Origin of the sequence: Pseudoalteromonas sp. S8-8, assembly GCF_000497875.1 — a bacterium.
GTDB lineage: Bacteria > Pseudomonadota > Gammaproteobacteria > Enterobacterales > Alteromonadaceae > Pseudoalteromonas > Pseudoalteromonas arctica.
This window is the reverse complement of sequence record NZ_AUTR01000020.1, coordinates 228,128-241,750: the sequence shown is the minus strand read 5'-3', so window position 1 is coordinate 241,750 and position 13,623 is coordinate 228,128. Positions and strand designations below refer to the sequence as shown.

The 13,623-nt window shown below is 39.0% G+C and carries 10 protein-coding genes; 5 read left to right on the top strand and 5 right to left on the bottom strand.

Translation table 11 applies throughout. The annotated features are described in order from the left end of the window. Positions 1–94 precede the first annotated feature (94 nt). The gene (locus L659_RS0105885) at positions 95–1,420 is read left to right on the top strand and encodes an IS4 family transposase (RefSeq protein WP_024589914.1); all 1,326 of its coding nucleotides are present in this window, start codon (positions 95–97) and stop codon (positions 1,418–1,420) included. A gap of 205 nt (positions 1,421–1,625) precedes the next feature. Here the strand turns inward: L659_RS0105885 and ubiK are convergent, their stop codons facing one another. Continuing rightward, entirely contained in the window at positions 1,626–1,889 is a 264-nt protein-coding gene (ubiK, locus tag L659_RS0105880; RefSeq protein ID WP_007582099.1) for a ubiquinone biosynthesis accessory factor UbiK, read from the bottom strand. A 162-nt stretch (positions 1,890–2,051) separates the two neighbouring features. On the opposite strand from ubiK, the gene rep reads away from it, so the two are divergent. Beyond that, positions 2,052–4,070: a DNA helicase Rep gene (rep, locus tag L659_RS0105875; protein WP_024589913.1), complete on the top strand. Its 2,019-nt coding sequence runs from the start codon at positions 2,052–2,054 to the stop codon at positions 4,068–4,070. A gap of 15 nt (positions 4,071–4,085) precedes the next feature. On the opposite strand, the gene L659_RS0105870 is transcribed toward rep, so the two are convergent. The 3 genes from L659_RS0105870 to elbB all read right to left on the bottom strand — a co-directional run bounded on the left by L659_RS0105870 (position 4,086) and on the right by elbB (position 8,084). After that, positions 4,086–6,650, bottom strand: a complete 2,565-nt coding sequence (locus tag L659_RS0105870) for a sensor domain-containing diguanylate cyclase (protein ID WP_007582095.1) — start codon at positions 6,648–6,650, stop codon at positions 4,086–4,088. A 164-nt stretch (positions 6,651–6,814) separates the two neighbouring features. After that, a complete protein-coding gene (locus L659_RS0105865) occupies positions 6,815–7,210 on the bottom strand; it encodes a c-type cytochrome (protein WP_007582093.1) in 396 nt (131 codons plus the stop codon). Between the two features lie 226 nt (positions 7,211–7,436). Further along, complete coding sequence (gene elbB, locus L659_RS0105860) at positions 7,437–8,084, bottom strand: isoprenoid biosynthesis glyoxalase ElbB (RefSeq protein ID WP_024589912.1); 648 nt, start codon at positions 8,082–8,084, stop codon at positions 7,437–7,439. A gap of 524 nt (positions 8,085–8,608) precedes the next feature. Between elbB and polA the strand changes: the two genes are divergently transcribed. The 3 genes from polA (at position 8,609) to L659_RS0105845 (ending at position 12,937) form a co-directional block, all read left to right on the top strand. Further along, the gene (polA, locus tag L659_RS0105855; RefSeq protein WP_024589911.1) at positions 8,609–11,344 is read left to right on the top strand and encodes a DNA polymerase I; all 2,736 of its coding nucleotides are present in this window, start codon (positions 8,609–8,611) and stop codon (positions 11,342–11,344) included. Between the two features lie 490 nt (positions 11,345–11,834). Continuing rightward, positions 11,835–12,422, top strand: coding sequence for a YceI family protein (locus tag L659_RS0105850; RefSeq protein WP_007582084.1), 588 nt, complete (start codon positions 11,835–11,837; stop codon positions 12,420–12,422). Then, positions 12,419–12,937, top strand: a complete 519-nt coding sequence (locus L659_RS0105845; protein WP_024589910.1) for a DUF1285 domain-containing protein — start codon at positions 12,419–12,421, stop codon at positions 12,935–12,937. Before L659_RS0105850 ends, L659_RS0105845 begins: the two co-directional genes overlap by 4 nt. A 9-nt stretch (positions 12,938–12,946) precedes the next feature. Here L659_RS0105845 and yihA read toward each other — a convergent pair whose 3' ends face one another. Next, positions 12,947–13,615, bottom strand: a complete 669-nt coding sequence (gene yihA / locus L659_RS0105840) for a ribosome biogenesis GTP-binding protein YihA/YsxC (RefSeq protein ID WP_007377272.1) — start codon at positions 13,613–13,615, stop codon at positions 12,947–12,949. Positions 13,616–13,623: the final 8 nt, after the last annotated feature.

Sequence of the window (13,623 nt, the reverse complement as noted above, 5' to 3'; positions counted from 1 at the left end):
TAATGCCGATCAGTTAAGAAATATTTAACGATCCATTGACCGATCTTCTGGTTAGTTTATAAAGGCTTCTGAATTTATTCAGGAGCCTTTTATTTTGCAACTCACTACCGCACTTTCTCTAGCCAATAGCTACGCACCCAATTCAGAAGGCTTAGGTCAACTGAGTGATTTTTTATGCCCTGAGTTTATCAAACAATGCGCAGAAACCGCAGGTGTCGCGACGATAAGGAAAAGAAGGCTTCCTGTTGAGATGGCCGTTTGGACAGTCATTTGTATGTCGTTTTATCGTGAAGACCCACTGTGGAGTATTGTCAGTAAATTAGGGCTCGCTTTACCAGGTAAAAAAGAACTCGTTGCGCCCAGCGCGGTTGTACAGGCTAGGCAGCGGCTTGGGGCTGATGCCGTTAAACAGGTTTTTGAGCAAAGTCAGCAAATGTGGAATGCTGATGCGAACCATCCCACATGGTGCGGGCTATCACTACTGGGTGTTGATGGTGTCATTTGGCGCACACCGGATACTGCTGAAAATCAACATGCATTCTCCATGTGGAAAAATCAGTATGGTGACACGGCCTTCCCTCAGGTTCGCATGGTGTGTTTGATGGAGTTAACTAGTCATTTATTAATGGGGAGCGCCTTTGATAGTTGTCGTACTAGTGAAATGGTGTTGGCTGAAGACTTAATCGAGGCAACACCCGATAACTCACTGACGTTATTTGATAGAGGCTTCTATTCTCTAGGCTTACTCAATCGTTGGCATCATGCTGGGGTAAATAGGCATTGGCTTCAACCGATGAGAAAAGGCACGCAATATGAAATTGTTCGCTCTCTAGGTCGTCAAGACAAACTCATCAAGCTAAAAGCAACAGCACAAGCGAGAAAAAAGTTCGACGATTTACCAGAGAGCATTGAAGTTAGGCTAGTCACAAAAACGGTTAAGGGGAAAGAGGTGAATATACTCACTTCATTAACAGACCCAATGCGTTTCCCTAAGGCTGAAATTGTTGACCTCTATAGTGATCGGTGGGAAATTGAACTTGGTTATCGAGAAATGAAACAAACCTTACTGAATAGTCACTTTACGCTACGCAGCAAGAAACCTGAGATGATAGCGCAAGAATTATGGGGCGTAATGTTGAGCTATAACTTGCTCCGATACCAGATGGTGAAAATGGCGCAGAAAAAATCTGGGATATATGCAAAACACCTGAGTTTTACGACGTGTGCTATTAGTATTATTAACCTTATTCATACAATGTTTATAGAAAATGCAGGACGGATACCTAAATCAATAGAGCAATTACAAGCTCAAGTTGAATATCACATATTGCCGATAAAACGGGAGCGGGCGTATCCGAGGTGTGTGAAACCAAAACCCAGTAAATACCCCAATAAAAAAAGCCAGTCAGCTGTTAACTGACTGGCATTAAGCCTAAGCTGCCTTTTTTGTACATTAAATTAATACCAATTTTATTAAAAAAATGATCATTCTAGCGTATTAAATAACTCACTAACTACGTTAAAAATTATTTATATAGAACAACTATGTACCATAATTTTAGCCTTGTTATTGAGCTATTTTCTTATCGCTATAATAGAACACTAATTTAATGCAATTGGTATAATTATTCAGCATCAGTTTTAGTGCTAAGTTGTTGCTCAAGCAATGCAACTTTAGCTTCAAGTTCGGTTAGTTTTTCGCGAGTACGAATAAGTACTTGGCTTTGCACATCAAATTCTTCACGGCTCACAAAATCCATCTCAGCAAGCTTGTTTTGTAAAACTTGCTTTGTTTTACCTTCGAGTGTCTCTGCTAGGTTTTTTACACCTTGTGGCATATTGCTAGTAATTTGCTTAGCAATTTCTTCAAGTTTTGCTGGGTTGATCATATTTGTCCCTTCGATGCGGCCTAAAATAATAATAACTAATATTACCTTATACCCACGGTATTTAACACATGATCATCTTTACCTTAATTAATTAAGGCAATTGCTATGCTCGCAGTAATGGTTACGTTAAAATTGCGCGTCTTTTAAATTTCTTTGGTCGTTATGAAACTCAATCCTAAACAAGATGAAGCCGTAAAATATATTAGTGGTCCATGCTTAGTACTCGCAGGCGCAGGCTCTGGTAAAACCCGTGTTATTACGAATAAAATCGCTTATTTAGTGAAAAAATGTGAGTACAAAGCGCGAAATATAGCCGCTGTTACTTTTACCAATAAAGCAGCCAAAGAAATGCGTGAACGAGTACTGCAAACGCTCGGAAAGCAAGACGCTAAAGGTTTATGGGTATCAACGTTTCATACACTCGGTTTAGAAATAATAAAAAAAGAGTTAAGCACATTAGGGTTTAAACCCGGCTTTTCGTTATTTGATGATCAAGATACCAATCAGCTTCTAAGTGAGCTCACCGAAGATGAGCTAAAAAAAGACAAGGACTTACTCAAACTACTTAAAATGGAAATTGGTAGTTGGAAAAACGAATTAGTACTGCCAGAGCAAGCAATACGCGAAGCGCGTGATGCGCAAAAGGCATTGTTTGCACAGCTGTATGCTCGCTATCAAAATCAGCTACGTGCTTATAACGCACTAGATTTTGATGATTTAATTATGATCCCTACTTTGTTACTTACTAATAACGCCACATCTCGTGAGCGCTGGCAGCAACGCTTTAAATATTTGCTGGTGGATGAGTATCAAGATACCAATACAAGCCAATATCAACTTGTTAAATTGCTAGTAGGCGAGCGTGCCCGTTTTACTGTGGTAGGTGATGACGATCAATCAATTTACTCATGGCGTGGTGCTCGCCCGCAAAACTTAGTGCTACTAGGTAAAGACTACCCAGGGCTTAGACTTATAAAGCTTGAGCAAAACTATCGAAGTGCAGGGCGAATACTAAAAGCGGCTAACATTTTAATTGCGAATAACCCACATGACATAGAGAAAAAGTTATTTAGTGAACTAGGTTATGGTGAGCCGATTAAAGTAATAGGGTGCCGCGATGAAGAGCATGAATCTGAGCGTGTGGTTGCTGAAATAATTTCACATAAGTTTATGAAGCGAACCAGCTATAAAGATTACGCGATTTTATATCGTGGTAATCATCAAGCACGTGGCTTTGAAAAGTCATTAATGAGTAACCGTATCCCTTATAAAATTAGTGGCGGGATGTCGTTTTTCGCTCGTTCAGAAATTAAAGATATTATGGCGTATTTACGTTTGCTAGTTAATCAAGATGATGACAATGCATTTTTACGTATCGTAAATACACCGCGACGCGAAATAGGCACGGTTACACTTGAAAAGCTTGGTACGCTTGCTAACGAAAAGCACATGAGCTTATTTGCTACCTGTTTTGATAACGATTTAGGCTACAGACTAAAAGGGCGTGGTTTTAATGCGCTTGCTGGGTTTGCACGCTGGGTTGTTGAGCTATCAGATAACGCAGTACGCGGTGATACGCTCGAAGCTGTTAAAGACTTAGTGCGTAATATTAATTACGAGGCATATTTGTACGAGTCGTCACCGAGTGCTAAAGCCGCTGAAATGCGTATGAAAAACGTATCTGAGTTGTATCGTTGGATCACCGATATGTTGACCGGTGATGCCGACAACGAACCAATGACATTAGCCGAGGTTGTTAGCAAGCTAACCCTTCGCGACATGCTTGAGCGTAACGAAGAAGAAGATGAAACCGATGCGGTGCACTTATCAACACTGCATGCATCTAAGGGCTTAGAGTACCCATACGTATTTATGGTAGGTATGGAGGAGGGCTTACTTCCGCATCAGGTAAGTATTGATGAAGATAACGTAGATGAAGAACGCCGCTTAGCTTATGTTGGTATTACTCGTGCGCAGCAGGAGTTAACACTTACTTATGCAAAAATACGTCGTCAATTTGGTGAAACCTCACAAACTGAGTTAAGCCGATTTGTACAAGAGTTACCGCAGGACGATCTCGCGTTTGAAAATAAAAAGGCGCCAAATACGCAAGCAGAGCGAATGGAAAAAGGCCAAGCAAGAGTCGCTAACCTTCGTGCAATGTTTAAAAAGCCTGAGTAATACCTCAGGCTAATTTTATAAAGACTGGGTTGCTTGTATTTCAGGTAACTCAGAACACACTAGAGCGTGTTGTTTTCCCACAAAAAATGCCAAACCGTGCTTGTCTAGTAAAGCTCTAAAATTAAGTATTGATGGGCCTTTAGCAATGACTTTCATTGCTTTGAGCTTCGTAATTGCAAGCACGCCCTGTAGCTGAAAATCGTAACTTTCTTGTTGTAAAACACGTTTACTAAAGGTCGAGCTAAGTAGCAGGTAGTCAAAATTAATATCGGTTAGTAAATTAAGTTCGCATCGATCTTTAGCGAAATTGTTTAAACCAATTGAATAACCAAGTTGTGATAGCTTTTTGAGGTTTTCTATTTGTGTTGCGCTTGCGTGACGAATTTCTTGCTCATCAAATAGCAAACAGAGCTGGCTATGTCCTTGTTGTTTATTTAGCGTATCTGTAAATAAAACAAATTCGTGCTCCTCGAGTAGTAAACCAGAGCAAGGAACCAGCGCCATAGTTACATTTGCGGTAATTGCTTGTGCATAAGCGCGTTGTAATAACTGTAACTCTATCTCGAGGTGCTGTTCTTTATCTGATGCAAACTTTTTCAAAATATCAAAGCTAGTAAAGCCAAGTATTGGGTGTTCACCAAATGCTTCAAATAAAGATTCAGACTGATGTTGCTCATCAAGAGTAATTATTTCAGAGCTTCTAAAACTCATAGGTAATATATCAAGGTGATGTTGTGCTTTTAGTGCCTGCGCAGGTATTGATTGCGTTAATAGCGGATGAAATAGCTCGTAGCGATTTTTTCCGGAGTTTTTAGCGTGGTACATTGCAGCATCGGCATCACGAATAATTTCATCCGTATGCGTATAGCTTTTCTTTGAGTAGGTTATTCCTATACTAGCACCACTTTGAAGTGATTCGCCTTTAAGGAAAAAAGGCTTTTTCATTAAATCGATAATACGATTAGCGACATCTTCTGCTTGTTGAGGCTCAGTTAAGTGCGTTAATAAAATAACAAACTCATCGCCACCTAAGCGTGCTAGTAAATCATGTTCGCGTATACACTGGGCAAATAACTCACTAACGTTAATTAAAAACTGATCGCCAGCATGGTGACCAAGCTGGTCGTTAATGTCTTTAAACTTATCTAAATCAATAAATAAAACAGCAAAATTATGTTCAGGAAAGCGCTGATAATGTTGTAGTGTTTTTTCAAGCTGAGTTAAAAAGAGGCTGCGATTAGGTAAGCTAGTAAGAGAGTCGTGATGTGCGTCGTGATAAAGCTGCTGCTCTATTTTTTTACGCTCATCTATTTGCATTTGTAAGTGCAGATTTGTTTGACGCAGTTCTTTGGTTTTTTCGTTTACTCTAAATTCGAGTTCTTGATGGCTTTTTGCAATCGCTTGATTGGTGAGCTTGGTTTGTAAAACCGCTGCAATTTGATGAGATACAAAGGTAATTAACTCGCAATCATCCCGGCTGAAAATATGTTTGTTATCGTAAGCTTGGCAAACAATAAGGCCGATAACACCTTGAGCTGTTTTAAGTGGAGCGCCTAACCAACTAGTGGCCATTTGCTCTTTTTGTACAGGCTTAGCTCTTTGTACTACACCGCTTTCTATTAATTCTTTTGCTCTACACGGGTGTATAAGTTGCGTTTCTTCAGTGCTTATTACCAGTTCACTATAACCTTTAGCAAAGCGTCTTGGTTGTGTGTTTTCTTTAAATTCATCTACACAATAAGGGAAGCTTATCCAGCCAGACTCTTTATCGTAAAGTGCAATATATAAGTTCTCTGCGTAGGTAATTGTTTTTATTATTTCATGTATCTTAAAGTAAGCATCATCAAGGTTTTTAGCTTGCGTTGCTATTTCAGATATTTTAAACAGAATTTGTTGGCGTTGAAGTGCGCGTTTGCGTTGTTCTATTTCAAGGTTTAACGCGTCGTTACTTTGAGTGAGTGCTCGGGTACGAATTTTAACTTCTGACTCAAGGAGCTCTCGTTTTTTTACACGCTCTATTGCAGTTGCTAAATAAAGCGACATAAACTCAAGTAATTGTATTTGTTGTGAGCTATAGCCTTGTTTTGTATCGTAACTTTGCGCTGCTAAAACACCGATAATATTATGTTCTTGGTAAACCGGTACACCTACCCAATGCTCTGCTGGAGTGCCTAATGCTTTAAATAAGCCTTCTGCTGCGGCATTTTGCATTTGCTGCTTGGTAAAACATGTGGTTTTACCCTGTTTAAATACATAACCAGTGGCACCTTCATCAAAGCTATTTGATTGGTTAAGGGCGACGGCAATACCATCTTTTTCATCTGAAAAGTAAGAAAGTTCTAACGATTGACTGTATTGATTTAATAGCACCACATAAAAACTTTTACTCGGCACATATTTTTGTAAAATGTCGTGGATAGCGGGATAAAGTAGGGTTAGCTCGGCAACAGTACTTGCTTGCTCTGATAATTGTATCAGCGCATTTTGTAAGTGATGTGATTGTTTGTATTTATTGAGTAATGTTTTTAGACGTTTATTTTGATACGCCAATTTACTCGATACTGAGAGTTTATCTTCCAATGATCTAACCGGCTATTTTTATTGTATAGTTATTAGCCTTATACTTTCACTTTTAGCGCTTATCGTCAAGTTGATATTCGTACTACCATACTGGCTAGAAACACTATTTTAGGTATTAAAAAAGGCTTACCGAAGTAAACCTTTTTTGTGTATTTCAGCTGTATTTACTTAGATGTCATGAAGTCGATAGCAGCGCTTATCTCATCATCAGAACAATCCATACAGGTGCCTTTTGGAGGCATCGCATTAAAGCCATTTAGTGCATGCTCAAGTAAAGTGTCTTTACCTTTAGCTATACGTGGAGCCCAATCGTCAGGCGATTTAGGCGCGCCTAATGCACCAGTACCGTGACATGCAAAACATGCACCTTGATACACTTGCTCACCAGAACGAGGGCCTGTAGGCGCCGCTGCTACAGCAGCTTTATCGCCTTCAAGGTATACAGCACCAACCGGCGCGAGACGTGCTTTAATTGCATCTTCAGTCATAGAGTTATCATATGGCTGTGCGTATGCAGTGGTTGCTAGCATTAATAATGCTGCAGCTGTTAATTTTTTCATTTTGCCTTGCTCACTTCGATTTGAACGTGATCAATCACGATTAAAGATGACGGAAATTAAACCGATTATAACTCTCTGAGCCAATTTATAAAATGCTAAGAGGCGTTTTTATTAATAAAACTGACTACTTTTTGCGTTAACGCAATAAAATTTAATTATTTACTGTTTTTTGTTAAGCAATTTAATAAGTGCAAACAGTCATACAATTAACTTTTAGATCCTAAGATCAATATATTGATAATACGCTACTAACTAGTTTTTCGATCCCTGCATCGGCTTCAATAATTGATTGCGCAAGCATATAAGCTGGGGTTGTAACTAGCTTATTTGGCTGATCAATAACAACATCATCTACTGCACAATTTATATGTTTAGCGCCTAATGTGCTTAGCGCTTGTGCTGTCTCTGCATCGTTACCAATCGTAAGTACAGCGTTATCGTAAATAAATGGGATCAAAGCGGGTGCAATACACATATAACCAGCAGGCTTATTTTCTTTTGCAAATGATTTACAAGTATTAAGTACGTCTTCATTAATATTTGCTTTTGCGCCTTTAATTGCAAAGTCACATAAGTTTTTTGCAGCGCCAAAACCGCCAGGTACAATTAATGCGTCAAACTGAGTTACGTCTAGTTCAAGCAGCGATTTAATGTCACCCCGTGCAATACGAGCCGCTTCTGTTAATACATTACGTTTATCAGGCATTACTTCGCCCGTTAAATGGTTAATGGTATGAAGTTGTTCAATATCCGGTGCAAAACACTGATACGTTGCGCCATTTTTGGCTATATGTAATAAAGTTAAAATTGCTTCATTAATTTCACTACCATCGTACACACCAGACCCTGCTAATATTACCGCTACGTTTTTCATGCTTTTGTGCCCCTAAAGTCTTTTTTATAAGTCGATCGGATGAAGTCTAACATGCTCAAAATTTCTCGCGAAAATAAATTTTTAGTACAAAAATCATTCTCTATGCAAGTTGTATTGCGGTTTATGCCATTTGCGATCACTTTGCCTTTAAAAAAATTATAAAGGATCGCTATGATCTTCGATCCATTGTGCTAGAATACTCCTCCGGTTATTTAAATGGACGCGAATAATCAAAGTGAATAACAACACAAGCAGTCGTTAGAAAACCTTTTTCCACATTGGTTTAAAATAATAAAAAAAGAACCTCGTATTATCTTTTTTAAATTAAAACATACAGTTAAAGTATTTTCTAGGCATTTTATAATGCTTTGGAAGAATAGCTCGTGGCTGTTATCTACACACTTATCCACAGCTTGCTATAGTTTTAATAACACGATAAGCAGTAATTCACTGTCGTTTTATTTACTACCTTATGGCATGCTTATAATTACCTTAATTTTTTGCATTTAGGATCCAAATTCACCATGGCTCAGATCCCCGAAAACCCACTTATTTTAGTTGATGGCTCGTCATATTTATTTCGTGCTTATCATTCTCCGCCGCATTTAACTAATTCTAAAGGTGAAGCTACGGGCGCTATTTATGGCGTGATCAACATGCTTAAAAGCTTGATCAGACAATACGATCCCTCACATATGGTGGTTATATTTGATGCTAAAGGTAAAACGTTCCGTAACGATATGTATAGCGAGTATAAGGCAAATCGTCCGCCTATGCCGGATGACTTACGCACTCAAATAGCACCAATACACAGTATTATTAAAGCGATGGGCTTTCCGCTAATTAGTATTGAAGGCGTTGAAGCTGATGATGTTATTGGTACATTTGCACGTATAGCGTCAGAGCAAAAACGACATGTACTCGTCTCTACTGGCGATAAAGACATGGCACAGCTTGTTAATGAACACGTTACGCTAATAAACACGATGACCGACAGTATTTCAGATCCCGTTACCGTGGTTGAAAAGTTTGGTGTAGGCCCTGAACTTATTATTGATTACTTAGCATTAATGGGTGATAAGGTCGATAATATTCCGGGTGTTGAAGGTTGTGGTCCTAAAACTGCAGTTAAATGGTTAGAAAAATATGGTTCTCTTCAAGGTGTAATGGATCACGCCAGTGAGATTAAAGGTAAAATAGGCGAAAAGTTAGCAATTGCTCTTGATCATCTGCCTTTAAGCTACGAACTTGCGACAATTAAGTGTGATGTTGAAGTTGAATCTGATCTTGATACATTCAAACTTCAAGAGCCTAACAAAGACGAATTAATTGCATTATATGGTGAGTGCGAATTCCGTCGTTGGTTAGCTGAATTACTTGATAATCCTAAAGATGCTGAAACACATTTAGCTGTACCTACCCAAGCCACTGAATTACCAAAAGTAGAAGATGCTCATTACGAAACTATTTTAACTGAGGCGCAATTTGATACGCTGATAAATCAATTAAATAGTGCTGAGTTATTTGCATTTGATACTGAAACAACCAGCCTTGATTACATGAAAGCGCAATTGGTGGGTATGAGCTTTGCCGTAAAAGCGGGTGAAGCTGTGTATTTACCGGTAGCGCATGACTACCCAGGTGCGCCTGAGCAATTAAGCCTTGAATTTGTAATGCAAAAGCTAGGTCCAATTTTGGCAGATGAAAACAAAGCTAAAGTAGGGCAAAACCTTAAATATGACAAAAGTGTATTAGCGAATGCAGGTTTTTCGCTAAATGGTATTAAGTTTGACACCATGCTTGAGTCGTATGTATTTAATAGTGTAGGCACGCGTCACGATATGGACTCGCTAGCACTTAAATACCTAGGTCATAAAAATATTAGCTTTGAAGATATTGCTGGCAAAGGTAAAAAGCAACTTACCTTTAACCAAATTGAACTTGAAAAAGCAGCGCCTTACGCCGCAGAAGATGCCGATATTACTTTGCGTTTACACGAAGTGCTTTGGCCAAAAATAGCAGCTGATGAAAAGCTAAAATCGGTATTTGAAGATATAGAAATGCCACTTATTAGTGTGATTTCTGATATTGAACGCACCGGTGTTGCGATAGATAGCAATATGCTTGCAGCGCACAGCCAACGTTTAGGCGAGCGTTTAATTGAGCTTGAAAAAGAAGCGTTTGAAATAGCAGGCGAACCATTTAATTTAAGCTCTCCTAAGCAGCTACAAGTACTGTTGTTTGAAAAGCTTGGGCTGCCTATTATTAAAAAAACGCCTAAAGGTGCACCTTCTACCGCAGAAGAAGTACTGCAAGAACTTGCTCATGATTATCCGCTACCTAAAGTAATTATAGAGCATCGTGGTTTATCAAAGCTTAAATCAACTTACACCGATAAATTACCATTAATGGTGAATGAGAAAACCCAGCGTGTACATACGTCTTATCATCAGGCAATTACAGCTACGGGGCGCTTGAGTTCAACTGATCCTAATTTACAAAATATTCCTATTCGTTCAGAAGAAGGACGTCGTATTCGTGAAGCGTTTATAGCCGCAGATGGTTATAAAATTGTCGCTGCCGATTATAGTCAAATTGAGCTACGTATTATGGCGCATCTTTCACAAGACAAAGGTCTATTAAATGCATTTGCTAACGGCTTAGATGTACATAGTGCAACTGCCGCTGAAGTATTTGGTGTAGAGCTTGATGATGTAACTACCGATATGCGCCGTAAGGCGAAAGCAGTAAACTTTGGCTTAATTTACGGTATGTCGGCATTTGGTTTAGCACGTCAACTAGATGTGCCACGCCACGAAGCGCAGCATTACATAGATAAATACTTTGAGCGTTTTCCAGGTGTATTAGAGTACATGGAAACAACACGCGAAAAAGCAGCTGAAAATGGCTACGTTGAAACAATATTTGGTCGTCGCCTACATTTACCAGAAATAAACGCACGTAATGGGGCGCGTAGAAAAGGAGCCGAACGTGCTGCTATAAACGCACCAATGCAAGGTACTGCCGCCGATATTATTAAAAAGGCAATGCTGAGCGTTAACCGCTGGGTACACGAACAAGCGCCAAATACAATTAAGCTGCTTATGCAAGTGCACGATGAATTAGTATTTGAAATCAAAACAGACTGCGCACCACAGTACACAAAACACATCTGTGAACTGATGTCGCAAGCTGCTGCGCTAGATGTACCACTTATAGTTGAAGCTGATGAAGGTGACAACTGGGAACAAGCTCATTAATGCAATTTGAGCATTTTAATTAAAGCGCCTTTTGGCGCTTTTTTTATGTTTAATAAAAATGGCGAATAACAGCGATTCAATCAGGTATATGCAAGCTTTAGTTAAAATAAGGTTAATTTAAGCAACTATTTGTATTAAATAGTTATATGTTCGTCAATTCGAGCTGTTTTACAGGAATATGATTGTATTTTAATGCGTGCTTTTGTTAAAGTCCCGCCTGTCCTATCCTGTAGGACATCCTGTTGATGATGCATCTGAAAGGGTGCAACAAATTGATAGCTTCTCCCCAGTTTGCTATACCGGCCTACCAACTTGTTTGGTGGGCCGTTTTTTGTTTTACGCCTGAAAATCCTATCTAATTAATTCTTTATTGCGCTATATCAATTGTATTATTCATTCGTCATTTCGAGGTGGTTTGGGTACATCGCAGGTGATACCATCGAAGTGATATTATTTTTATTCTTTTCATTTTATTACTAAGGAGTGCGTTATGTTTAAAGCATTAGCTATTGCAGGTTTTTCTTTATCAAGTTTAGTTATTTCTAATGTTGCTCAGGCCAATTGGCAGCTAGTGAATGATAAAAGCCAACTAAGCTTTGTTTCAATTAAAAAAGATTCGATTGCTGAAGCTCACCATTTTACTAACCTTGAAGGTATGCTTTCTGATAAAGGCGAGTTTAGCGTTAATGTTGATTTAACATCAGCCGAAACTCTAATTCCTATTCGTAATGAGCGTTTAACGACATTTTTATTCGAAGCGGCTAAATTTCCAAATGCTGTTTTAACTGCAAATTTAACTAAAGAACTGAGCAATATTAAAAAGCCTGGTCAATATGTATTGAAGGGTATTAAAGCTGAGCTTGATTTTCACGGTAATAAAAAGCCATTGGCAATTGATGTACTCGTTAACAGCACGCAAAGTGGTGATTTAACGGTATCATCATTAACACCTATTATTATTAATAGTGATGATTTTGGTGTAACTGAAGGCGTTAAAAAGCTGCAAGAGCTAGCGGGCTTACCTTCAATTGCAACAGCAGTGCCTGTTACATTTGCAATTACACTTAAAAAACAGTGATTTCTTTAAGTGAGCTTAGCAAGCAATTAAGCGAGCCAAGCAAACCTTTTGATAGTTGGCAGCCTAATCATTGTGGTGAACTGCCAATTGTCATTAATCATGAGGGGAAATGGTTTTACGATGGCAGCGAAATAACACGCCCAGCCATGGTGAAGCTGTTTGCTTCTGTTCTATGTAAAAAAGGTGAGCAATTTTATTTAAAAACACCTGTCGAAAAAATAACAATAACGGTTGAGGACGCGCCGTTTATTATTGTTGATTGGCGTTTTGAAAATACAGTGCAAGGGCAGGTGTTGTGTTGTATTGATAATTTAGCTAGGCAGTGGTTGGTGAGCGCTCAGCAGCCTTTAGTTATAAAAGATTATAAAGGGTCAAAAGTGCCTTATCTAAAGCTACCTTATGGCTGTAGTGCGCGTGTTGCGCGAAGCGTATTTTATCAGTGGGCTGAAAAAGCCGAGTCTGATAAGCTCGGCTATTTTATTAAATCTGCAGGAAAGCAGTTTTATTTATCGTAACGCCAGCGTTTAAGCCTCTGGGTTTGTTTCGTCTGTGATTGTTTCATCGGTAGGTGGTACAGCAATAACAGGACCTAAAAACCATTCATCTAGTTTTTTAGCTACTTCTGGTAAACCCGTGCCTTTTAATGATGAAAATGCATGAACTGTAATATCCCCATCAAGCGTGCTTAATTCACGACGAACTTGCAGTACTTGTGATTTACGAGGGCCTTGCTTTAATTTATCGGCTTTAGTTAATAGTGCCAATACTGGAATTTCACTACCAATAGCCCAATTAATTAAATCGCGGTCTAAATCTTTTAATGGATGACGAATATCCATTAAAATAACAATACCTTTTAAGCTTTGACGCTTTTGTAGGTATTCGCCTAGCGATTTTTGCCATTTCTTTTTCATTTCGATTGGTACTTTAGCAAAACCATAGCCTGGTAAATCGATAAGGCGCATATCGTCAACATCAGCTAAATCGAATGTATTGATTAGCTGAGTACGCCCAGGTGTTTTACTTGTACGTGCTAGCTTCTGATCGGTTAATGCATTTAATGCACTCGACTTACCTGCGTTGGAACGACCGGCAAACGCAACTTCAATTCCCGTATCAGCAGGTAATTTAGTAATGTCGGGAGCGCTTGTTACGAAAGACGCAGTATTATATTTGATACGAGATTTGAGCACAGGCTCTC

Bases quoted from the DNA above. Each gene is read 5' to 3' on its own strand.
- polA (WP_024589911.1), top strand. From the start codon at position 8,609: ATGGCTCAGATCCCCGAAAACCCACTTATTTTAGTTGATGGCTCGTCA.
- elbB (WP_024589912.1), bottom strand. From the start codon at position 8,084: ATGAAAAACGTAGCGGTAATATTAGCAGGGTCTGGTGTGTACGATGGT.
- ubiK (WP_007582099.1), bottom strand. From the start codon at position 1,889: ATGATCAACCCAGCAAAACTTGAAGAAATTGCTAAGCAAATTACTAGC.
- L659_RS0105850 (WP_007582084.1), top strand. From the start codon at position 11,835: ATGTTTAAAGCATTAGCTATTGCAGGTTTTTCTTTATCAAGTTTAGTT.
- rep (WP_024589913.1), top strand. From the start codon at position 2,052: ATGAAACTCAATCCTAAACAAGATGAAGCCGTAAAATATATTAGTGGT.
- L659_RS0105865 (WP_007582093.1), bottom strand. From the start codon at position 7,210: ATGAAAAAATTAACAGCTGCAGCATTATTAATGCTAGCAACCACTGCA.